The organism is Streptomyces sp. NPDC057287, assembly GCF_042667905.1.
GTDB lineage: Bacteria > Actinomycetota > Actinomycetes > Streptomycetales > Streptomycetaceae > Streptomyces.
Window position 1 is genome coordinate 224,571 of sequence record NZ_JBHUYV010000013.1, and the last position, 22,305, is coordinate 246,875.

Annotated in this window: 12 protein-coding genes (1 of these 12 cut by a window edge); 1 reads left to right on the plus strand and 11 read right to left on the minus strand. The window is 71.8% G+C overall.

What is annotated here, in order from left to right:
* The 9 genes from ACFUNE_RS24990 to eccD form a co-directional block, all read right to left on the minus strand.
* On the minus strand, nt 1-3,708 hold the start of the coding sequence (locus tag ACFUNE_RS24990) for a lonely Cys domain-containing protein (RefSeq protein WP_383572190.1). 22,797 nt of this gene lie to the left of the window's left edge; only the first 3,708 of its 26,505 coding nucleotides appear in the window; it begins with the start codon at nt 3,706-3,708; the stop codon falls past the left edge of the window.
* Nucleotides 3,709-3,789: 81 nt separating this feature from the next.
* Entirely contained in the window at nt 3,790-4,161 is a 372-nt protein-coding gene (locus tag ACFUNE_RS24995; RefSeq protein WP_383572193.1) for a hypothetical protein, read from the minus strand.
* Nucleotides 4,162-4,163: 2 nt separating this feature from the next.
* Nucleotides 4,164-4,616 (minus strand): YbaB/EbfC family nucleoid-associated protein, encoded by a 453-nt coding sequence (locus ACFUNE_RS25000; RefSeq protein WP_383572196.1) that lies wholly within the window; start codon nt 4,614-4,616, stop codon nt 4,164-4,166.
* 184 nt (nt 4,617-4,800) lie between these two features.
* Entirely contained in the window at nt 4,801-8,232 is a 3,432-nt protein-coding gene (locus tag ACFUNE_RS25005) for an AAWKG family protein (RefSeq protein WP_383572199.1), read from the minus strand.
* Nucleotides 8,233-8,362: 130 nt separating this feature from the next.
* Nucleotides 8,363-8,827, minus strand: a complete 465-nt coding sequence (locus tag ACFUNE_RS25010; protein WP_329236073.1) for a type VII secretion system-associated protein — start codon at nt 8,825-8,827, stop codon at nt 8,363-8,365.
* A 158-nt stretch (nt 8,828-8,985) separates the two neighbouring features.
* Nucleotides 8,986-9,294: a WXG100 family type VII secretion target gene (locus ACFUNE_RS25015; protein WP_329236071.1), complete on the minus strand. Its 309-nt coding sequence runs from the start codon at nt 9,292-9,294 to the stop codon at nt 8,986-8,988.
* An 88-nt stretch (nt 9,295-9,382) separates the two neighbouring features.
* Nucleotides 9,383-9,718: a hypothetical protein gene (locus ACFUNE_RS25020; RefSeq protein WP_382495878.1), complete on the minus strand. Its 336-nt coding sequence runs from the start codon at nt 9,716-9,718 to the stop codon at nt 9,383-9,385.
* Between the two features lie 425 nt (nt 9,719-10,143).
* Nucleotides 10,144-11,745, minus strand: coding sequence for a type VII secretion protein EccB (gene eccB, locus ACFUNE_RS25025; protein WP_383572204.1), 1,602 nt, complete (start codon nt 11,743-11,745; stop codon nt 10,144-10,146).
* Between the two features lie 48 nt (nt 11,746-11,793).
* Entirely contained in the window at nt 11,794-13,200 is a 1,407-nt protein-coding gene (gene eccD, locus ACFUNE_RS25030) for a type VII secretion integral membrane protein EccD (protein WP_383572207.1), read from the minus strand.
* A 407-nt stretch (nt 13,201-13,607) separates the two neighbouring features.
* On the opposite strand from eccD, the gene eccCa reads away from it, so the two are divergent.
* Nucleotides 13,608-17,648 (plus strand): type VII secretion protein EccCa, encoded by a 4,041-nt coding sequence (gene eccCa / locus ACFUNE_RS25035; RefSeq protein ID WP_383572210.1) that lies wholly within the window; start codon nt 13,608-13,610, stop codon nt 17,646-17,648.
* 71 nt (nt 17,649-17,719) lie between these two features.
* On the opposite strand, the gene ACFUNE_RS25040 is transcribed toward eccCa, so the two are convergent.
* Nucleotides 17,720-18,973, minus strand: a complete 1,254-nt coding sequence (locus ACFUNE_RS25040) for a S8 family serine peptidase (RefSeq protein WP_383572213.1) — start codon at nt 18,971-18,973, stop codon at nt 17,720-17,722.
* Complete coding sequence (locus tag ACFUNE_RS25045) at nt 18,970-22,287, minus strand: right-handed parallel beta-helix repeat-containing protein (protein ID WP_383572216.1); 3,318 nt, start codon at nt 22,285-22,287, stop codon at nt 18,970-18,972. Before ACFUNE_RS25045 ends, ACFUNE_RS25040 begins: the two co-directional genes overlap by 4 nt.
* Nucleotides 22,288-22,305: the final 18 nt, after the last annotated feature.

Genomic DNA, 22,305 nt, shown 5'->3' on the forward strand with positions numbered 1-22,305 from the left:
AGGCGGACCGGTGAACACCGTACGGGGGGCTGCCGGGACGTCTCCGGTGTCCGCGCCGCCGGCCGGGGCCTGCGACGTGGTGCGTACGCCTCGGAAGGTGTCCGCGCCGAGGATCGCCCGGCGCCCCTCGGCGCGGGCCGTGCCGTCTTCCGCCGGGCTCTGGGAGATCGTCAGCGTCTGTACGGCGACGCCGGGTCGGGGCTTCACTGCGCCCTCCGGGACCAGGCGCCGCAGCTGAGCGAGGGGCACCGTGTGGCCGTCCAGCGTGGTGGCGGCGGTTTCCGTGGGACGTGACGAACCGTTACCGCCGTCGGCGGGGCGTACGACGATCAGACCTGGCGGAGGCACCACCGGAGGCGCTGCGGGGCGCGTGTCCGGCGTGGTGGGCGGAGGTGGCGGAGGGGTGACGTCGCCGCCGGGTCCGCGTCCGACGCCTGTACTTGGTCCGCCCTGCCCCCGGCCCCGGTCGCCGTCGCTCCTACCCGACTCCAGGTGCACGTCCGTGGCCGTCTCGGCCCAGGGACGGGAGAGAGTGGCGAGTTTGGCCGGGGCGGGTGCGGTGGGCGTCAGGAGGTCCGGGCCCGTCGCCGTGCTCCGCACGGGGCTCGGCTTCTCCGACAGGGTCGCCGACGACACCACCGGCCTGCTGACTCCCGGTGCGCTCCGGGTCGTCACGCCGCTCTCGGTGGTGGGACGGGTCATCGGTCCGAGGGCGTCGGCGAGTGGCATCAGCACGTCCGCGCCAGGAAACTCGGTGTCCGTGGCGCCGTCGGCGTTCGCTGCGGGAACCGGGCCGGAGAGGGGGCGGACCCGGACAGGTGCGCCGGGGCCCTCACGAGTCAGCTCGGCCGCCGCCCGCACCGGGCGCCCCGCGCCGTCCGGCGCGACGGGTCCGAGCACGACGGCCCGGTCGGTGCCGGCACCGTCCAGCAGCGCGACCGCCTCGGGCGATCCCTCCCCCGGCGGCGGCACCTCCGACACCACGATCGTCAGCGGAGCGGCCTGGGAGGACTCGGGGCCTCCGGCGGGGGCGGGGGCGGGGGCGGGCCCGGCCTTCACATCGGCTGTGCCGCTGACGTCGCGCGCCTCGCCGGTTCCGGGGGACGAACCGATGGTGCTGACCTGCGGGGGCGCGGTGTCGGCGGCGGCAGGGGGAGCGGTGGCACCGCCAGCCGGAGGGGTGACGCCGGGTACGGCATCCGATGTGCCCAGGCTCGCCGTCGGGTCGGCAGCATCCGAAGCGCCCACGGCATCCGGAGAGGCCGCGGCCCCCGGGGAGGGCTCGGCTGGCGCGGAACCGTCCGGGGATGGTCCGGAGCCGTCTGCCGGGACGGCCCCGTCCGGAGTGCGGGTGCCCTGCGGCGGCGTGGCGGAGGGGGTCGCCGACCCGGTGGGGACGCCGCCCGGCCGGGCCCCACTGCCCGTCCCGGCCGGGGTGGAAACTGCGGGGCCGCCCGTGGGAACGGGAGTGCCGGCCTCTTGGCCCGCCGGCGCGGACGTGGGGTCGTTCTGCACGGCCGACTCGTGGGAAGCGCTCGGGAGGATGCCCTCCACGTGCTCCGGGGACGGCGCAGCCGAGCCCCCCGGCGTCGCAGCGGAGTCCCCCGGCGTCGCATTGGAGTCCCCTGGCGTCGCCGCCGGGTTCTCCGTCGTCGCAGCCGGGTTCTCCGGCGTCGCAGCCGGGTTCTCCGGCGTCGCAGCCGGGTTCTCGGGGGACGTCACGGCCGCACTGTCGGGCGAGGTGACTCCCGGGTTTCCCTCGCCCGTCGCGGCCGGGTTGCCCGGCACGTCCACACCGCCGTCCTCCGGGGACGTACCGGCGGCGGCACCCTGCGGGTCGGCCGCAACGCGGCCTCCGGCAGCATCCACCGTGACCGGGGCGGGGCCGTTCCCCTGGGTCCCGGGGACGGCGGCGAGCGGGGGATCCACCGTGACCGGGGCGTCGAAGCCACCGAGGGCACGGCGGACTCCGTCGGCGTCGATCTGCACGGCGGAGCTGTTCCCGCCGGGCACCACCCGCACCTCGGGCAGCTGCGACAAGCTGCCGTGCAGGCCGTCACGGACGCCGATCTCGGTACCGCCCGGCACCGGGGTGCCGCGCAGAGCAGCGAGGTCGTTCAACGCCTGCTGACGGACCTCGGCGGAGCCACTGTGGACCTGCTGCCACAGCGCGTTCTCGGCGGCGGTCACGGGCAGCGGGCCGGGGGTGTACGACGGCGGGTCCGGGGTCGTGTACGGCGGCGGGTTCTCGGGGACGTAGGGCGGGGGCGACTGCGGCTGACTACCGGCGACCTCTCCCTGTCCGGTCGTCTGCTGGACGGCGGGCGGGGGCGAGGTGGGCGTCGGCCCGCCGCCCATGGTGTCGCTGTCCGAGGAACTGTCGGTACGGTCGGAGTCCGCCCCGGAACGCGAGGAACCGTCGGTACCGGTACCAGTGGCTCCACCGGAGACGGTGGGCGGTCGGTTGCCGAGTTTGTCGATGGCGTGGCGCAGTTCGGCACCGCTGTTCACGGCGGTGTCGCTGAGCGTGCTCTCCACCTGACTGCTGACGCCCGCGCCGACGAACGTGGACCAGCTTGTCGACCAGTCGCCGTCGAAGGCGCCCTTGATCAGGATCTCCGCGAGCGCCTCACCCGCGCCGGCGGCGAGGAAGTCGGCCGTCCCCTTCAGCCCGTAGTGCCCTGCCAGCGCACCCGGCCGGTCCGCGTTGTTGCGCTGGATCTGGTTGTTCCGCCACAGGCCGAGGTTGTTCCGGAAGGAGAGCGGATCGTTCCGGAAGGTGACCGGCGGCTTGCCCGAGGGTCCCGGGCCGTTCCCGTACGGGGTCGGATCGGGGCGACCGGGGCTCGGGTTCGGTGCGGGGTCCGGCTTGGGGGTCGGTGTGGGGCCGGGCGTGGGGTCCGGTTTGGGGTTCGGGCCGTTGCCCTTGAAGTCGACGTCCGGGTTGTTCTTCGGGTTGGGCGGGCTCTTGAAGTCGAGGTCCGGACCGTTCTTCAGGAAGTTCTTGTCGTAGCTGTTGACGATGTTCTTCGCGAAGCTGTCGAAGATGCTGGTGAGGCCGCCCGCCGCCGCGCCGAACGCCGCGGCCTTGAGGATGTCGTTCCAGTCGAAGCCGTCGGGACGACGGCCGTCCGGGGCGAAGTTCATCATCGCCAGCCGCACCGCGAAGGTGGTGAACGCCTCGGCGAACGCCTCGGTCAACGAGGGCGCCAGGTGCAGCCGCTGGAGCAGGTGGCTCATCGTGGTGAGGATGAAGAAACGGCTGCGCAGCTTGGCCATCATGATCTGGCTGGCCGACGCGCCACCGGTGAAGAAGGACATCGCCAGGTAGATGGCGATCTCGATGAGCAGCCGGATGATCTCGGCGATGACCTGCCACTTCGACTCCATGATGTCCATGGAGGTCTTGCGCCGGCCTTCGGCGATCTTGTCGAGCTGGTCGGCGAAGTCCTTCAGGTAGTTCTTCCCGCCGTCGTCGACGAGCATGCCCATCGCGTTCGCGTACGACTTGGAGAGGTCGTCCGGCATCGACTCGCCGATGTCGTGGATCGACTTGTCGATCAGCGAGGACAGCCGCTCCAGCTTGCGGCCCAGACCGGAGTAGGGCACACGGCTGTCGAAGGCCAGGTCCTCGTCGGCGTCGATGAGCTTCTCCCCGGTGAGGATGAAGATCATCGTGTTGATCTCAGGTGATACGTGGATGCTCATCGAGGTCCGCCCCTGAGACCGCTCGGGCAGGACGGAGCGGCCGCTCCCGGCGTGGTGCGGGAGCGGCCTTCGGTGCGGGGTTCAGCGGCGGCCATGCCCGCCCGAGCCGCTGCCGAGTCCGTCGGCGTCGATGCGGCTTGCGCCCTTCTCGACCTGCTCGATGTTGTGGTCGCGGGTGTCCTTCATCATCCGGACCTGGCTCACCGTGGCGTCGGTGATGCCCACCAGCGCGTCGCGGATGGACAGCATGGTGTCCTTGGTGGTCTGCCGCTCCTTCTGCTCCTGCGGCTTGGCCTTCTCCGCGAACTCGCCTTCCGACCCGGGCCAGTTCACCGTGGGCGCCAGGTCGTCCAGGAATTCCTCGGTCATGCTCCTGGTGAGGGCGCCGATCTCCTCCAGCTGCCCGGCCAGCGCCTCGATGCGCTGCGGATCGACGTAGTACCGTTCGCCCATCGTCAGTCCCCTCCCTCTTCGCCGAGTGCGTCCCGCCAGGCGGGGGCGGCCCGGCCTCCGCGCGCCGTGTCCTCGTCCTCGCGCAGCACCTCGGGGCCGAAGATGCGCTCCCAGTCCAGCTCGAAGCCCTTCAGCTCCGGCACGTTGCTGCTGGGTTCGGCGAACGGGGCCATCGCCTTCATGACATGCCGGTTCATCTTCAGGCGCGCCGCGCTCGCCGCCTCCAGGACGCTGGCGGCCAGCTCCTGCGGGGACATGTCGCGGTACTTGTTCTCCAGGAACTCGATCCCCGTCAGCTCACCCTGGGGGCCGGCGGTGGCGCGGACCGCACGGTCGGAGGAGAGCGACGAGAACGACGCCGTGCGCAGTTCGCGCTCGGTGCGCGCCACTGCCTCCTGGGCCGACTGCAGTTCGGCCATCGCCTTCTCCAGGCGCTTCTCCAGCGGTTCCGTCACGCCCGCTCCCCTCCTTCTCTGTAGGTCTCTCCGTACGCCCGGTCGGCGCGTAGGGCCCTGTACGGTGCGTCAACTGCTGTGTTGATCTTGCCTGGTGGATGTCGGGCGCGGGAAGCCGGGGGTGGGTGGGACGCGTCCCACCGGGATGCGCCGCCCGCCGCGGGACGCCGGACACCGGCGCCGGTCACCGGCCGATGACGGCCGGCGTGCCGCCCTCCTCGGTGCCCCACACGTCCTCGTCCTCCTCCAGGTAGTCGGCGGAGCTCGTCGACCGCTGGCGGGGCTCCCCCTCCTCCTCGGGTGTGTCGCCGCCGGTGGTCGTCACCCGGCGGGCCGGTGCCAGGAAGGTGTCGCTGTCCTCCTGGCGGTTCCACGGGCTGCGCCGACGGCGGTTCCGGCGCTCGCTCTCTTCCGCCGCGTCGACGAGGACGGCGCGCACGCGCTCGCCGTTGCCCTTCTCACCGCCCCCGCCCATACCGCCCATACCGCCGCCCATCGGCATGCCGGGGCTGCCGGGCGTGCCCGGTGCTCCCGGTGTGCCGGCCTGGGCGGCGCCTGCGAGTGGGCTGCCCGCGCCGGTCGCGGAACCGTCCGAGAGAGGGGCCACCGCGCCGAGGCCGTCCGGGAAGAGGGAGCCCGATCCGGAGAGGCCGCCGCCGAGGGCTCCGGCACTCGCCTGTCCCCCACCGACGCCCAGGTCGGAGAACGGCACCTCGCTGGTCGCGCCGTCACCGCCGCCGACCGTGTCGAGGCCTCCGAGGCCGCCCGCCCCGCCCGATCCGTTCAGGCTCCCCAGGTCGCCGAGTCCACCCGATCCGTTCAGGCTGCCGAGATCACCGAGGCCGTCGAGAACGCCCGAACCTCCGTTACGGCCGGACTGGTTGAGGTCGTGCAGATCGACCGTCTCGGTCCTGCCCTGCGGGTCGGTGGTGGTGGCGATGCCGGTGTCCGGGTCGATGACCTGCTTGCTGCCGTCAGGGAAGGTGGTGGTCAGCTGGCCGTTGTCCAGTGCGGTGATGGAGCCGTCCGGGTTGGTCACCGACGCCCCGTGGGTGAGGTCGGTGGTCACGGCGGAGCCGTCCGGGCCGGTCATGGAGAACGACCCGGTGTCCGGGTCGAAGACGCCCTTGCTTCCGTCCGCGAACGTCGTGGCGAAGTCGCCGTTCGTCAGTGCGGTGTGCCCGCCGGTCGGCGTCTCCAGTCCGGACAGACCGCCGTTGAGATTTCCGAGGTCACCGAGGTCGCCGATCGACTGGGTGGGAAGGTCCGCGTTGATGTCGCCGAGGTCCCCCGGACCGCCGAGGCTGTTCTGCCCGTTGAGATCGCCGAGGCTGCCGAGGTTCTGGGTCGTGGTGGCGCCGTCGGGGTCGGTGGTGACGGCCTGGCCCGTGGTGGGGTCGACGACCTGGGTGGTGCCGTCGGGGAAGGTGGTGGTCAGCTTGCCGTCGTCGCCGAGGGAGGTGACGGACCCGTCGGGGTTGGTCACCTTCATGCCGTCGCTCAGGTCCCGGGTGGTGATGCTGCCGTCGGGGTGCGTGGTGGTGACCAGACCGCTGTCCGGGTCGAAGGTGCTGGTGCTGCCGTCCGGGAAGTCCGAGGTCAGCTTGCCCCCGTCCAGCTGGGTGCTGCCGCCGGTGGGGGTGTCCAGGGAGCCGCCGGAGCCGCCGTTGAGGCCGCCGAGACTGCCGAGGTCCTGGGTGACGGCCTGGTTTGCGTCGTTGACGGCCTTGTTGGTCCCGCCGGGGCCACCGTTGTTGAGCGGACCGAGGTTCCCCAGGCTCTGCGCGACCGTGGCAGGGGCTGGGCCCTGCTGGTTGTCCCCGCCGCCCCCGATGTCCAGGTTCCCGGGGCTCTCGGTGGACGGGATGTTCGTGTTCAGCAGGCTGTCCAGGTCCCCGAGATCCTGTGTGGTGACCGCGTCGGGGTCGTTGAGCCCGCCGAGGCTCTCCGTGACGGCCTTCTGCTGTTCCTCGGCCTCACGCTTGGCCTCTTCCTGCTCGCGCCGCTGCTCCTCGCGCAGTTCCTCCGCGTACTTCTTGTCCTCGTCGCGCTGCTGGTTCTGCTCGTTCCGCAGGTCGTCCTGAAGGTGTTTGGCCTCCTCCTGCTCCTGGCGCTGTTCCTCGCGCAGATCGTCCTGGTACTTCTTGTCCTCGTCGCGCTGCCGGTTCTGTTCCTCACGCAGCTCGTCCGCGTACTTCTTGTCCTCCTCCCGCTGCCGCTCCTGCTCCTCACGCAGATCGTCCGCGTACTTCTTGTCCTCCTCCCGCTGCCGCTCCTGCTCCTCACGCAGATCGTCCTGGTACTTCTTGTTCTCCTCGTTCTGCTTCTTGACCTCCTCCTTCTCCTCCTCCAGCTTCTTCTTCTCGTACTCGTCCGAGGCCGTGCCGGTCGACTTCGGTTCGGGCACGTTGTCGGAGAAGTCCTCGCCCAGTTCGAGGAAGTGGTTGTTCAGGGCCGACTGGACCGTGGCGGCCGGCTTGCCCAGGTACTCGTCGACCCCCTGGCTCCAGAGCTTGACCGCCTTGTCACCGACCTTGGCCCAGTTGGCGATGTCGGTCAGGTCGCCGTACTCGGGGTGCACCTGCGAGAAGCCGCCCTGCGGGCTGTGGCTGACGGTCGTGGTGTAGCGGTTGGTGTACGACGTGATGTCCGTCTTGGCGACGTTGTTCGCGTCCACCCACTGGGCCAGTTCGTCCAGGACGTAGCGCAGCACCTGGTGCGGGTCGTAGTAGGAGGAGTTGGCCCAGTCCAGCCATGCCTCCAACAGCTTGTTCGCCGCGTTCTCGAGGTAGGTGCGCCCGAGCGAGAGCGCACGCGAGTACACGGTGCCACCGGTACCGGTCTCGTCACCTGTGCCGACCTTGGAGTCGAAGGTCTCGACGTAACTGTCGTAGTTCTCACGGATCTTCTTCAGCAGGCTGCGGAAGACCTCCGCGGCTTCGCCCTTCCAGCTCGCGTCCTCGCGGCTGAAACGGTCCTCCCAGTCCTTCAGCACGACCGCGTGGTCCCTGAAGAACTTCGCCGCGAAGTCGAAGGACTCCCCCGTGGTGCCGAAGGACTTGAGGTCGACCACGTCGGCGCCGGGTACGCCCAGGTTGCTGAACCGGGCGTCCTGGGTGCTGCCCCGCAGCAGTTCGAGGAGCGCCGCCCGTGGCCCGTTCATGTACCGGGCGAGCGCGACGGTGCTCATCTTGTCCTTGTTGTAGTCCGTGAACTCGTTGCCTTCACGGACCTGGGCGTCATGGACGTTGTCGGAGCCGGGCCCGGCGAAGATGATCTCCTCCCCGGCTTTCACGCGCCCCTCGAAGACGATGCGCGCCTGCATGATCGACCGCTTCTTGCCGCTGTCGAAGAACCAGATGTCGTAGTCCTCGCCCTTGTTCGTCAGGAAGCCGGAATCCTTGACGAGCAGGCCGAGGCTGCGCTCCTTGATGTCCATGCGGAAGAGCTTGCCGCCGTGGTCGGACCGGAGCGTGTCGAAGACGGTGCTGCGGTCGGGCACCGGGTAGCCGGTGATGTGGGAGACCAGAGTGGCCCAGGTGTCGCTCGATGGATCAGCGGCGCCGTCGAACTTGTCGACGTTCTCCTGAGAGTTGGGATCGTACCGATCAGCCACCGGGAACTCTTTCTGGTCAGGTGTCCTACAGGTCGGCGCACAGCCTCTTCGTGCGGCTGCGGGGACGGGCGTCCGTCACGCGGGTGGAACCCCGGGCCGCAGGGGCGCTCACGGGTGGGGACGCGTCGGCCTAGGTGGTTTCCTCACCCGACGAACCGCTGGTGAGCGTGTCGACCTCCTCGAACGTCTGCAGCAGTGTCTGCGCGTCGATCGCGTCGAGGTTCTTGTCCTTGGTCTTGTTGGCCTCTTCGATCGTGTCGGTGAGCGCTTCCTTGAGCTCCTTGAAGAGGTCCATCTGGTCACCCAGCAGCTTGTCGATCGCCTCGGCCGCCGTGCGGACACCGGCGATCAGCTTCGGTCCCGACACCAAGGGCTCGGTGACCATCTTGCCGATGCGCAGAAGCTGTTTGTCCTGGGCGAGGTTGTCCGGCGTGGTGTGCCCGTCGACGAGATGTCCGAGCGGCCGGATGTGTTCACCGTCCCCGTCCTCCCGGTGCTTCTTCGCGGCGGTGTACACCGGCTGCACCTCGTTGTCGCGGAAGCTCTCCATCTGCTTGAGGTCGAAATGCTTGACGTCGGCCTTCTCACCGGCCATGGGACGTCCTCCTGGGGTTCGGTGCCGGACGGGATCACAGGGCGACCGGGCCGGCTCCCGGTGCGGACGGCGGCGCGGCCGGCGGGCATGCCGGGAGGCCGCAGGGGCGCCGGGGCCCGCCCTCCCCGTCCATGCGGAGGGCGGGCCCCGGCCGGGGCCTAACGGGCCCGCACACTGCCCCAGTTGTCGGCGCTCTTGCGCTCGTCACGGGAGTGGTTGTCGTGGATGCTCTGCACCAGCTCGCCGCTGTCGCCGAGGAGCAGCGCCATGTTCTTGGTGGCCTGGTCCCACTCCGCCTGTACCCCGCGGTACATCTGCTGGTCGTCACCCTCCCAGGAGGTCACGAGCGGCCTCAGCTCGTCCTCCAGGTTGTTGAGGGTCGTGATGATCTGCTGGGTCTGGCCCTTCAGCTCCTCGATCGCGTTGCGGACCGTGGAGTACTGCACGTCGATGATGCCGTCAGCCATGACATCTCCTCTCGGATGGCCGGGCGCCGGGGCCCGGGCCGCTCACCGGTTCCGGCCTTCCCGCAGGGGCCGGTTCCGCGGGGGTGGGTCAGCGCAGCGCTTCGAAGACGCCCTGGCTGGTCTTGCTGTTGAGCACCTCGGTCAGGTCCTGGTTCTCCTTCGCGAGACGGTCGGCCGACGTCACGTTCTCCTGGAGCGCGTCGACCATCTTGCTGATCTGGACGACGACCTTCTGCGCCTCGCCGTTCCAGCTGCGGAAGAGCTTCAGCAGGGCCTGGCCCTCGTCGCCGCCGACACCCGAACGCGCGGCGATCTCGGCGACGTTGTTCTGGATCTTCTCGACTGCGCTCCGGGCCGATTCCAGGGAGGAGACACCTCCCAAGCCCTTGGCATAGTCCGCTTTCCTTGCGCCAGTGTCCGCCATGTCGCGCTCCCTTCCTACAGGCCAGTCTTGTTGCACCGTTGCCACGCAGAGGCTAAAGAGAACCCGGCGTTCCGCGCAACGCGTGTGGGGAAGATTTGAGCATAGGTCAGCTCACCAGAATCCCTGCACGGCACCAGAGTTGCCCCAATGTTTCCGTGGGATGAACCATCCGCCGGGAAGGGAGGACCACTCGGCGGCAGCACAGCACCCGGCAACGCGAAACGGCCGGGAAACGGGCAGCCAAAGCCTGCGAACGGTCATCCGGGCAGCCCGTTTCCGGTGAAGTGCGCGCGCCCGCGGGATTCCACGGGCGCGAACACCGGATATCTGAGCTTTATTTGAGGTTTCCCCTGGCGTTCGACTGCCGGGAAATGAGCTCCGTCCGTGCGGAGAATTACGTACGGCGGTTTTCCGTCTTCGGCGGCCTATACGCGTTTTTGCATGGATCCGGGCGTGGAGTCGGCTGTGCCGGAAGCGTTCCCCGTGTCCGTCCTGTCCTCCTCGGTGGTCCCCTGCGGAGCCTCGGTACCGCACCGTGGAGCCGTGACCCGGGGCACGGCTGCGCCCGAGGCCGCGGCCGGGTCGAGGTCCGCACCGGTCGGAAGAGCGGCGAGCAGGGGCGCCGGGACCGATCCGATGTCCCCCTCGGCGTAACCGAGGGCGGCCAGCGCGTCCTTGGCCGGGACCCGGTACTTCACACCGTTCTCCGCCACCAGGTAGGTCGTTCCCGCGTGCGCGGCTCCGCTCGCGTTGAGGGCCCGGACCAGGGCGCCGCGTCCCGGGCGCACCACTGTGGCGTCGGTCCGGACGCAGGCCGGGCTCATCGGCTGGGTGGTGCCCTCCGACACCACGACCGGTGCGAGCCGGGCCAGCGGGACCAGCACGGACCTGATCCGGGTTCCGCCGTGGTCGCCGTCCACCTGCGCGCAGAGGGCGGTGCCGCGCGGCGCGGGCTGCGGAGCAGGTGGCGTGTCCGGCAGTTCCGCTGTTCCCGCGGTGGCCGTGTCCTTCGCCCGGTGTGTGCGCAGCGCGTCGGCGCCGACGTCGCGCGCCTCGGGCGACCGCCCCTGGTACGCGTCCTTCTGGGTGGCCGGGTCACCCAGCACCAGGGCGGCCCCGAGGCGGGTCAGCGGCACCAGCCCGTCCTTCTGCAGCAGGTGGTAGGTGCTGCCGCCGCCGGGCACCCGGACGATGAACACCTGGCCGATCCGGCTGGGCTCGCCGCCGAGGACCGGGCCTTCCTCACCGCGCCCGGGGACGGCCGGGGGCTTGAGGGCGGGTCCGGGGGCCAGTGCGTCCAGGAAGGCCGCCGAGACCGGCATCGGCTGCTCCGAGCCGTAGCCGAGGGCGTTACGGGCATCCGAGGCCCGGTCCAGCGGCAGCCTGCTGCCCCGCCACACCAGGTACTCGGTGTCACCGGGTCCGCGGACGAGCACCCCGCGGTCACCGCCGATGTCCTGGGAGTCCAGGGGTGCCCCTGCGACCACGGTGGTGACGCCCGGCTTGTCGACCCCGGTGTCCGCCACCGCTCCGGAGGTGCTGGGAAGTGCCCCGTCCGGGCCGGTGACGCACATGTGCCAGGCGCCGCCGTCGAGCTCACCGGGCCCGGGCACGGCGTCCGGTGCGCCGGGTATGCCGGCCGGTGCTCCCACGGGTACGTCCCGCAGTGAGGCGGTGGCGACGTCCGCGGTCTCCAGGTCGGAGCCGCCGATCAGCCTGGCCGAGGCGTAGTTGCGCACCGGGTGCAGAACGCCGTCGGTGCCGGTCCACAGGTAGCGGGCGCCGGTGTCACGGTTGACGACCAGGTGCTCACCGTCCTGCCAGCCGTCGTTGCCTCCCGGACGCAGCAGCCCGAAGACCGTGGCGCCCGCGCCGATCAGCACGGTCACCAGTACGCCGAAGACGACACCGCGGGTGGTGCGCCCGAGAGGGCTCTCCGCGGCATCCGGGTCAGCTGTCAGCAGGCCCGAGCTGAGCCTGCCCATCATGAACGTGTGGGCCTGTACCTGGTCGCGCTTGGACTGCACTGCCTCTCCTCACCAACTCGTTTCCCGTGCCCCGGTGTGCGGGCGTCATCAGCCGAACAGTCCGCGCAACCAGCCGAACAGGCCCACGACCCACAGGCTGAGCGGCAGCAGTGCGACGGCGAAGAGGGTGTGGGCCAGTTCGGCCGCCCGGCCCCAGTACGGCAGTACCCGGCGGCCGGGCACGGTCCAGGAGGCGGTCACGAGCCCGGCGGCCGCGGCGAGCAGTACCGCGAAGACCACGAGGCGGCCGTCGCTGCCGCTGTCCACCGCCCAGGCGCGGGCGAGGAGCAGCAGCCCCCAGATCCCGGGCACCGCCAGGGTCAGCCGCTGCCCGATGTGCACCAGGCCCCGGGCGTGCAGGAGGAGGAGCAGGCTCAGTGTGAGCGCGGTCAGCACCTCGGGCAGGTTCGGGTGTTCGGCGAGGACGGTCAGGGCGGCCGCGACGATGACGCCGGTGGCGGCGAAGAGCGCGGCGACCCAGCGTCCGGCCAGTTCGGTGCGTTCGGCGACCTCGTCACCGGCGTAGGGGTCGATGCCCTCCTGGAGCTGACCGGCCGAGGACGGCAGTGCGGGCATCCGCATCCCGGCCAGCTTGAAGGCGAACGGTGCGACCGTCCCGGCGGCCAGCGCGACGACCGCCGACACCAGCGCGACCGCGGCCGGTGCGCCCAGCCCGGAGTATCCCATCAGGGCGCCCGCCACGGCGGTGGCCACCGAGACGACCGCGGTGGCCAGCAGGGCCGGGGCGCCTACGGCGGTCGCGGCGAGCGCGATGACCGCGCCGCCCGCGCCCGCGGCGCCCGCGGCGAGCAGCCGCGCGCCGACGACCTGCGTCGCGTCCGGTCCTGTCACGTCGCCGCCGGGCAGCACCCATCCGGCGAGCGCCAGGCACGGGGCGACCAGCAGGCCGAGCGCGGTCGCGGAGAGGCGGTCGCCGACCGCCCGGCTGGCGGAGCCCGCTCCCGCGAGCAGGAGCAGCCCCGCGACTGCCGTGCAGGCCGCCTCGGTGGAGGCGGAGCCGGTCGCTCCCGGCCAGAACACCAGGACCAGGGCGGCCGCCACGGTCGCCACGGCGGTGCCCACCAGGAGGCCGCGGGCCGCTCCGGCGTGCCAGGTGTGCAGCCGCCGGCCCGCGGTGTCGGCTATCCCGTCCACCAGGTCGTCGAGCCGCGCCTCGGGCAGCGCCTCGGTGTGCGGGCGCAGATGGAGCACGGCCCCGTCGGACAGCCCGGCTCCGGCCAGGGTCGTCTCCTCGTCGAGCGGGGCGTCGCCGAGCCGCTGGAGCACCCAGCCGGCGTGGTCCAGTCCGGCCTCCTCGGCCTCCTCCCCGACGTAACGCAGCAGTGTGGGCAGCAGGTCGGCGACCGGGACGTCGGCGGGCACGGCCAGATCAACGGTGACGCTCGGCGCACGTACGGTCAGGCGGCACGACTCGGCCACCGCACTGTCGGTCATCAGCTGAACTCTCTGCTTCGGTGGGGACTTTGACAGGAGGCACCCCTCTCCGGGAGAGGGGGACGTGCGAACAGTACGGAAGGCCCGCACGGCCGGGAACGCCTGCCCGGCGGGGGAATTGCGGCGGCGCGCATCGCGACGACCGTCCCCGCGTGGACAGTTCGTGTTCCGTGAATGCAGACTACTGCCTACGACCACCGGGTCGTATTGCGGACCGGACTCACTATCCGGTATGCAATTGGCCATCGAGGGAGTTGCTCCTCCCCTGCTGTCCGCCCGAAACATTCACCCGGCGTTCACCGCTGCACGCGGTGCCCGGAGAATCAGCGCGGTGCGGTCTTTCCCACTACCGGGCGCACCGGTATTCGGTACGGGCCGGAAAGCCGTGAAACCGGAGGTTCTGTTCCTTGAGTGTGGTGCTGTTCCGCCGTCCGGCCCGCCGTCGCGGACCGGAGATGCCCGAAGGGCAATTGACGCTCCAGGAGCCCCCGGTCCTCGCCGAGACCGTGCCGGACACCTCGGCGATATGGACCTATTTGCCGATGGCGCTGATGTCGGTGTCCATGATGCTGATGTTCCTGCGGCCCGGTGGCGGCAACGGCGTCTTCATGTATCTGGCGATGGGAGTGATGGCGCTCTCCGCCGGTGCGATGCTGCTGGGGCAGCTGATGCGCCGCTCCAGCGAGCGCAAGCAACGCCTGAAGGGCGAACGCCGCGACTACCTCCGCTATCTGGCACAGACCCGCAAGCGGGTCAGGACCACCATCGCGGAGCAGCAGCGGGCACTCGCCTGGCGCCACCCCGAGCCCCGCTCGCTCCGCTCGCTGGCACGCACGTCCCGCCTCTGGGAACGCCGCCCGGCCGACGAGGACTTCGGTGAGGTCCGTCTCGCGGTCGGTGAACAGCAGCTCGCCCTCACCCTGGAGCCGGTGTCCACCCGCCCGGTGGAGGACCTCGAACCCCTCTGCGCGCACGCCCTGCGCCGCTTCATCCGCGCCTACTCGACCATCCCCGAGCAGCCTCTCGGACTCTATCTGCGTTCCTCGGCCCGGATCCTGCTGCGGCCCGAGGAGGCTCCGGACGGCGGATCGGCCGGGCCGGGCGCCCCGTCCCCCGAGGGGAACGAAGGCCCCGACGCGGTACGGGCCCTGGTCCGCGCCGTGCTCGGGCAACTCGCGGTGTTCCACGCACCGGAGGAGCTGTGGCTCGCCATCTGCGTCAGCGACGAGCGCCGGCCCGACTGGGAGTGGGCCAAGTGGCTTCCGCACGTGCTGGACCCGCACGAGGAGGACGGCGCCGGCCAGGTGCGCCGGATCACCGCCGACATCACCGAGCTGGACGACCTGCTCGGCGCCGAGTTCGCCGAGCGCCCGGACTTCGACCCGGACGCCCGGCCAGGCCGGGACGAGCCCTACACGGTCGTGGTCCTGGACGGCGTCACCGTTCCCGAAGGGCACCGCTGGGAGGGACACGGCTACCGCAACGCCCTGGCCCTCGACGTCTCCGGGGCGCTGCGCTGGCGCCCCGGCCGCAACACCCTGCGGCTGACCGCAGGCGCCGACCAGGTGAGCCTGGTGCGCACGGACCGCAGCCGCAAGGAGCGCTCCGTGCCGCTCGGCCGGCCGGACCGGCTGGGACCGCTCGGCGCGGAGTCCCTGGCCAGGCTGCTGACGTCCCGGCGGATGAGTCTGGGCACCGACATCGCCCAGCCGCTGGACTCGGACGTCGAGCTGACCACGCTGCTCGGTATCCCCGACCTGCACCGTCACGACCCGAAGACCCTCTTCGCCCGGAACACCGGCTCCGCACGCCTGCGGGTGCCGATCGCGGTCGGTGTGGACGGCCGCCCGGTCGAACTCGACATCAAGGAGTCCGCGCAGGGCGGCATGGGCCCGCACGGCATGCTCATCGGCGCCACCGGCTCCGGCAAGAGCGAACTGCTGCGCACCCTCGTCCTCGGTCTCGCCCTGACGAACTCCTCCGAGACCCTCAACTTCATCCTGGTCGACTTCAAGGGCGGTGCCACCTTCCTCGGTCTGGAGGAACTCCCGCACACCTCCGCCGTCATCACCAACCTGGCGAACGAGGTCGCCCTGGTGGAGCGCATGCAGGACGCCCTGCACGGCGAGCTGATCCGCCGCCAGGAGCTGCTGCGCTCCGCCGGCAACTACACCTCCGCGCTGGAGTACGAGCGGGCCCGTGCCGCCGGGGCGGACCTCGCCCCGCTGCCCAGCCTGTTCGTGGTGGTCGACGAGTTCAGTGAACTGCTTTCGGCACACCGGGAGTTCATGGATCTGTTCGTGATGATCGGCCGCCTGGGCCGTTCCCTCGGGGTGCACCTGCTGCTCGCCTCGCAGCGCCTGGACGAGGGCCGCATGCACCAGCTGGAGAGTCATCTCTCGTACCGCATCGGCCTGCGCACCTTCTCCGCCATGGAGAGCCGCGGCGTACTGGGCGTACCGGACGCCTACGAGCTGCCGGCCCAGCCCGGCAGCGGCTACCTGAAGTCCGGGGTGGAGGCCCTGACCCGGTTCCGTGCCGCCTACTCCTCAGGGACGTACCGGCGCCGTACGGGCGCGGTGGTGCAGGCCCGGGTGGCCAGTCAGGTGGTGCCGTGGACGAGCGGCTGGGTGGTGCCGCGGGTCGTGGAACCAGCGGCCGAACCGGAGCCGGAGACCGAGGAGAGCGGTGACGAGGAGGCCCTCCTCGACGTGGCTCTCGACCGGCTGCGCGACTCCGGTCTCGCCGCGCACCAGGTGTGGCTGCCGCCGCTCGACGAGCCCTCCCCGCTGGACGCCCTGCTGCCCGGCATCGCCCCCGACCCCGAGCGCGGCCTCAGCGCCGCCGGCTGGTCCGGCACCGGCAGGCTCCGGGTCCCGGTCGGCCTCGTGGACAAGCCGTTCGAGCAGCGTCGCGACCCGCTGGTCGTGGACCTCTCCGGTGCCGGCGGACACATCGCCGTCGCGGGTGGTTCGCAGAGCGGGAAGTCCACCCTCACCCGCACCCTGATCACCGCCCTCGCCCTCACCCACACCCCCGCCGAGATCCAGTTCTACTGCCTGGACTTCGGCGGAGGCGGCCTCTCCCAGCTCGCCGCGCTCCCGCACGTCGGCGGCGTCGCCGCGCGGCTCAACCCGGAGCGGGTACACCGGGCCGTCGCCGAGGTGATGACGCTGCTCGCCCGGCGCGAGCAGTTCTTCGTGGACCACACCCTCGACTCCATGCAGTCCTACCGCCGTCGGCGGGCCGCCGGGGAGTTCCCCGACGAACCCTTCGGCGACGTGTTCATGGTGGTCGACGGCTGGTCGACGGTCCGCCAGGACTACGACGACCTGATCCCGAAGTTCAACGAGCTCGCCGCACGCGGCCTCAACTACGGCATCCACCTCCTCATCACCACCACCCGCTGGGTGGAGCTCTCCGCCCAGGTCCGCGACCAGGCCGCCACCCGCCTCGAACTGCGGATGGGCGACCCGATGGACTCCGAGATCGACACCCGCAAAGCCCGCTCCGTCCCGCGCACCGGCGGCCGGGGCATCACCGCCGACACCAAGATGCACTTCCTCGCCGGTCTGCCCCGTCTGGACGGCAGTGGCTCCCTCGACGACCTCGGTGAGGGCGTCGCCCACCTGGTGGCCGAGGTCTCCCGGCACTGGTCCGGCGCTCCCGCCCCGCAGGTACGGATGCTGCCGCACCGCCTCCCGGTCGCCGAACTGCCCGCGCCCGAGGCCACCGAGGGCGGCGGCATGCGTCTCCCGCTCGGCATCGACCAGGAGTCCCTGGAGCCGGTCTGGCACGACTTCAGCCGTACGCCGCACCTGATCGCGGTCGGCGACACGGAGAGCGGCAAGACCAACCTGCTGCGCCTCGTCACCAAGGGCATCACCGCCCGCTACGCCCCGAACGAGGCGAAGATCATCGCGGTGGACTACCGCCGGACCCTGGTGGACGCCATCCCGGAGGAGTACCGCATCGGGCACGTGATCTCCCTGGACAACCTCAAGGACACCATCGACGGTGCGGCGCGCGCACTGAAGACCCGGGTGCCCGGTGCGGACATCGCTCCCGCCCGCATGCGCCGGTGCGACTGGTGGACCGGGCCCCGTCTGTTCATCCTGATCGACGACTACGACATGGTCTCCGGGAACTCCTTCCAGAGCCCCCTCGAGCCGCTCTTCGAGAGTCTTACCCTCGGCTTCGAGATGGGTCTGCACCTGGTCGTCGCCCGTAGCGCGATGGGAGCCGGCCGGGGGCTCAGCGACGGGCTCCTCCGCCGCCTCGACGAGGCGAACAACCCCGCTGTCCTGCTCTCCTGCCCGCCCACGGAAGGCCGTCTCTTCGGCAACGCGAAGCCGCTCAACCTTCCCCCCGGCCGGGCCCTGCACATCGCCCGCCGCAAGCCGCGCCTGATGCAGACGGCGCTGGTCGAGGAGAACCAGGGGCAGTAGGACCGACGGAAGCCGACGACGCCCTCCCGGAAGAGCCCGGGAGGGCGTCGTGTCGTTCGGTACCCGGCGGGTCAGCCGGCCCGTTCCGTTCGCGTGCCGCCCGCTGCCGCCGGGCGCCAGCCCCGGGCACGGGCCCGGGTGACGGCGAATCCTGCCCACAGGACGGCGAGGACGGCGGAGGAGCCGAGGAGGACGAGAAGGGTGGCACGGCTGGTGGCGCGGTCGGCGGTGGCCGTGTCGCGGACGGTCACGGGCTTCGCGGCCTGCTCGGCACCGGGAGGCGGACCGGGAGCACCGAGCACCGTGGTGACGGCGGCATAAGGGTCCAGCTGGGGGATGTCGGCGGGGTAGGCGGTGGCGGTCAGCCGTCGGACGACGTCGTCGGGCGCCTCGCCGGGATAGGCGGCACGGACCACGGCGACTGCTCCGGCGGCGTAGGCGGTGGCCACCGAGGCGCCGGCGCCGAGGTAGTGGCCGTCTCCGCGCGGACCGCCGGAGACCACCCCTGCGCCGGGGGCGACCAGGTCGACGCCGTCGGTGGGCGGGGAGCCGTCGGGGCGGACACCGGCGGGGAGCATGTCGGCGACCGAGAGGACGCCGGGTTCACCCGCCGGCCAGTAGGTGCGGGACGGGACCTCGTCGCTACCGCTCCGGGGCGGGTCCGGGGTCGCCGCCGCCACGACCACCACCCCCGCCCGGCGGGCCTCGGCCACCGCGCGGGTGAGTGCCGCGTCGCGGCGGGGCAGTGCCACAGCGACGGCGATCACGTCGGCCCGGGCCTCGGTCGCCTCCCTCACCGCCTCCGCCACCAGCGGAGGGCTCGCCTGACCGCGCTCGTCGGTGCCGCGCAGGGCGAGGATCCTCGCGTTCGGGGCGACGCCGGCCAGACGCGGGTTGCCGCCGCCGTTCCCGGCGATCAGCCCGGCCAGGAACGTGCCGTGCCCGACGCAGTCGTCACCTGCGGTGCCCTCGGCCGTGACGCGGCCCTTGAGCCCGGCGGCGTCGGGGGACACACCGGTGTCGATCAGCGCGACGGTCGTCCCCTCACCGGTGCTGTGCCCGTGCAGCCGGTCCAGGTCGAGGCGCTGGCGCGACCAGTCCTGCTTCTCCGCCTCCTCCTGGGAGGCCGGCGTGCAGGCTGCCAGGTCGGCCTTCGGATCGAGCGCGGAGGGCATGGCGGGCAGTTCCTGGCCCTTCTCCCCGTCCGCCGTGGGTACGCGTGCGGGGGGCGCCGCCAGGGCCGGTACGGCGGCGGGCAGCAGCAGGGCGGCGGCGAGGCCGGCGCCCGACAGCAGGCGGGCGGTCCCGCGGGCGGGTGTCCTCACCGGGGAGCCACCTTCGGCGCGGCGGCCGGGACGTCCTCCGGCCGGAGGATGCGCAGGTCGTCCAGAGTCGGCGCGGCCAGCGAACTGAGCCGTCCCGCCTGGCGGGTGACCATGGACTCGACCACCTGGCGGGCCAGCCGGGCGTTGCCGAAGGAACGGTCCCTGGGCAGCGAGTCGAAGTACTCCTTGAGCAGCGGTCCGGTGCCGGGGCCGCACTCGTACCCCATCGCCGAAGCCTGGGCGCGCACGATGGTGACCAGCTCCTCGGAGGAGTAGTCGGCGAAGGCGATCCGGCGCGGGAAGCGGGACGCCAGCCCCGGGTTGGAGGAGAGGAAGCGTTCCATCTCGTCGGTGTAGCCGGCGACGATGACGACCACCTCGTCACGGTGGTCCTCCATCAGCTTCAGCAGGGTGTCCACCGCCTCCTGGCCGAAGTCGGCGCCGCCGCCGCGCGGGGTCAGGGTGTAGGCCTCGTCGATGAACAGCACACCGCCACGGGCCCGTTCGAAGACCTCGCGGGTGAGCTGGGCGGTGTGGCCGATGTAGCGGCCGACCAGGTCGGCGCGGGCAGCCTCGACCAGCTGGCCCCGGTCGAGTATCCCCAGCTGGGTCAGGACCTCTCCGTAGAGGCGCGCGACGGTGGTCTTGCCGGTACCGGGCGGGCCCGTGAAGACGAGGTGGTTGCTGAGCGAGGGGACCGGCAGTCCGGCCGCGGCCCGGTGGCGGGCCGTGGTGATGAGGTTGACGAGGTCCGCGACCTCGCGCTTCACCTCGGCCAGGCCGATCATGTCGCCGAGGCGGGTCAGGGGGTCGTCGTCCGGTGCGGCGGACTCACCGGCCTTCGCGGCGGCGGTGACGGAGACGTCCTCCGGCAGCAGCAGGCGCAGATCGCGCTCGCCGACCTGGGCCTGTGTCGACAGCCGGACCGCCTGCCGGTCGACCATCTCCTCGAACACCCCACGTGCGGCACGGCCGTTGCCGAAGCCCTCGTCCCTCGGCATCGCGGCGAAGTGCGTGGCGAGCGCGGCCGCGGTGCCCTCACCCAGCTCGTACTGGTGCTGGGCGCACATGCTCTCCATGATCGCGACCAGGTCGGGCACCGAGTAGTTCTCGAACTCGACGGTCCGTGAGAAACGGGAGGCCAGGCCCGGGTTGGAGCCGAGGAAGGAGTCCATCTGACGGGAGTAGCCGGCCGCGACCACCACCACGTCGTCGCGGTGGTCCTCCATCAGCTTCAGCAGGGTGTCCACCGCCTCGCGGCCGAAGTCGGCGCCGCCGCTGCCGCTGTCCGCGGTGAGCGTGTACGCCTCGTCGATGAACAGCACGCCTCCGAGTGCCCGTTGGAAGGTCTCGGTGGTCTTGATCGCGGTGCCTCCGACGATCTGTGCGACCAGGTCGGCCCGTGACACCTCCACCAGGTGCCCGCTGCGCAGCGAACCCAGCTCGGCCAGGATCGCCCCGTAGAGGCGGGCGACGGTGGTCTTGCCGGTGCCGGGCGGCCCGGCGAAGATCAGGTGTCTGCTCATCGGCGGTGCGGACATGCCGAGTTGTTCGCGGCGCTGGGCGAGCTGGGTCAGGTTGACCAGGGTGCCCACCTGCTGCTTGACGTTCTCCAGGCCGATCAGCGCGTTGAGGGCGCCGAGCGGGCCGTCCGCGCGGTCCGGCGGAGGTGCGTCCGCGGCACCGGAGCCCGCCGGGTCGGTGTTCTCGGCGCTGCCGGTGCCCCAGGCGTCCCGCTTGCCGTTGCCCACGCTGTTCAGGGCGTCCACTGCCAGCCGCTCGCCGGGCGCGGTCTGCACCAGGCCGCCGCCCTCGTTCTCCCGGGCGAGGCAGTTGACGAGCGAGACCGGTGCGGTGGACTCCACCCGGAATCCGTCCTGGGCGCATCCGGTGGCCTCGCAGCCGCTCAGCGAGGCGAGCGCGCCCTCACGGAGCAGGAAGCCGTGCCCCTTGGAGGCGTGCACAGCGGTGCGGTTGGCGGTCAGCTCGCCGCCCGCGGCGACCACCACGCCCTCCTCGCCGGACATCTCGACACGGAAGTCGCGGACGGTGACGTTGCCCCCGTCCTCCACGACGAGGCCGCTGGTCGCAGTGTCCGAGACTCCGCCGCCCGCCAGGTAGAAGGTACTGCCGGAGGCCACGCGGACACCCGCGCCCTTCGGCCGGACGATCTCGCAGTCCTCGGCACGGCCCCGGGCCTCCCTGCCGGCCGCGATGCCGTCGCCCGAGGGCTCCACCAGCCGGGCCCGGCGCAGCAGCGGGTTGGCGCCGCTGAGCACCGCGACCGCGGGGGAACCGCCGATCACCTCGAGCCGGTCCAGCTCCGGCGCGGAGTCCTCCTCGAGGAGCAGCCCCGCCCCGTCGCAGTCGCGGACCGTCAGACCGGTCAGCGCCGGGGACGCGGCGCCCGCGACCCGCACCGCCGCGCCCTGCGCACCGTCCACCCAGCAGTCCTCGAACGTGCCGCGCGCCCGGTCGGTGACCACCACGCCGTGGCCTCGGGTGCGCGAGACACGGCAGCGGCGGAGCACCGGGTCGGTGCCTGCGGCCAGCGTGATCCCGTTCCCGGAGGCGCCGGTGACACGGACGTCCTCCAGCGTCGTACGGCCGGAGCTGCTCAGGTACACACCGGTGCTGGTGTCGTGCACCACGGTGCGGGCCACCGTGACGGCGCAGTTCTCCTCCAGCGCGATGGAGGGCTTGTCGGTGGAGGAGATGTCGCAGTCCTCGACGCTCCCGCGGGACTCGCCGTTGGCGAGCAGTCCGTTTCCGCGGGCGCCGCGCACCGTGCAGTCACGGACGCGTGCCTCGCCCTGCTCGGCGAGTACGAGACCACTGGTGCCCAGGTGCTCGAACGTGCAGGACTCCACGGTGGTGGGCGCGTTCGACGTCACCACGATGCCGGCGCCCTGCGGGTTGCTCACCCGGCAGTCGCGCAGCGCGAGGGAGCCCGTCCCGCCGGCCAGCATCGCCGTCCAGGCGGCGCCGACGACCTCGCAGCCGTCGAGTGCGGCCTGACCTCGCCGTACGTCCACGGCGGGCAGCTCGGCGTCGCCGCCGCGCAGGGTCAGCTCGGAGAGCATCACGGCGTCGGCGCGCAGCGTGACCACGCTGCCCGACCGGGGCCGGATCTCGACGGTGCCCCGTCCCTCGGCCGCGGTGAGGGTGACCCTGGTGTGGATCACGAGGTTCTCCGCGTACGTCCCGGGCCGGACGCTGATGAGCGCACCGGTACGGGCAGCAGCAAGTGCCTCACCGATCGTCCGGTAGCGGTCCCGGCTATCGGGGCCGACCGACAGTACCTGGCGCGACACGCACCAACCTCCTTGCTA

What these genes read in the sequence shown, in the direction of transcription:
- ACFUNE_RS25020 (WP_382495878.1), bottom strand. Translation starts at nt 9,718, where the DNA reads ATGGCGGACACTGGCGCAAGGAAAGCGGACTATGCCAAGGGCTTGGGA.
- ACFUNE_RS24995 (WP_383572193.1), bottom strand. Translation starts at nt 4,161, where the DNA reads ATGGGCGAACGGTACTACGTCGATCCGCAGCGCATCGAGGCGCTGGCC.
- ACFUNE_RS25010 (WP_329236073.1), bottom strand. Translation starts at nt 8,827, where the DNA reads ATGGCCGGTGAGAAGGCCGACGTCAAGCATTTCGACCTCAAGCAGATG.
- eccD (WP_383572207.1), bottom strand. Translation starts at nt 13,200, where the DNA reads ATGACCGACAGTGCGGTGGCCGAGTCGTGCCGCCTGACCGTACGTGCG.
- ACFUNE_RS25015 (WP_329236071.1), bottom strand. Translation starts at nt 9,294, where the DNA reads ATGGCTGACGGCATCATCGACGTGCAGTACTCCACGGTCCGCAACGCG.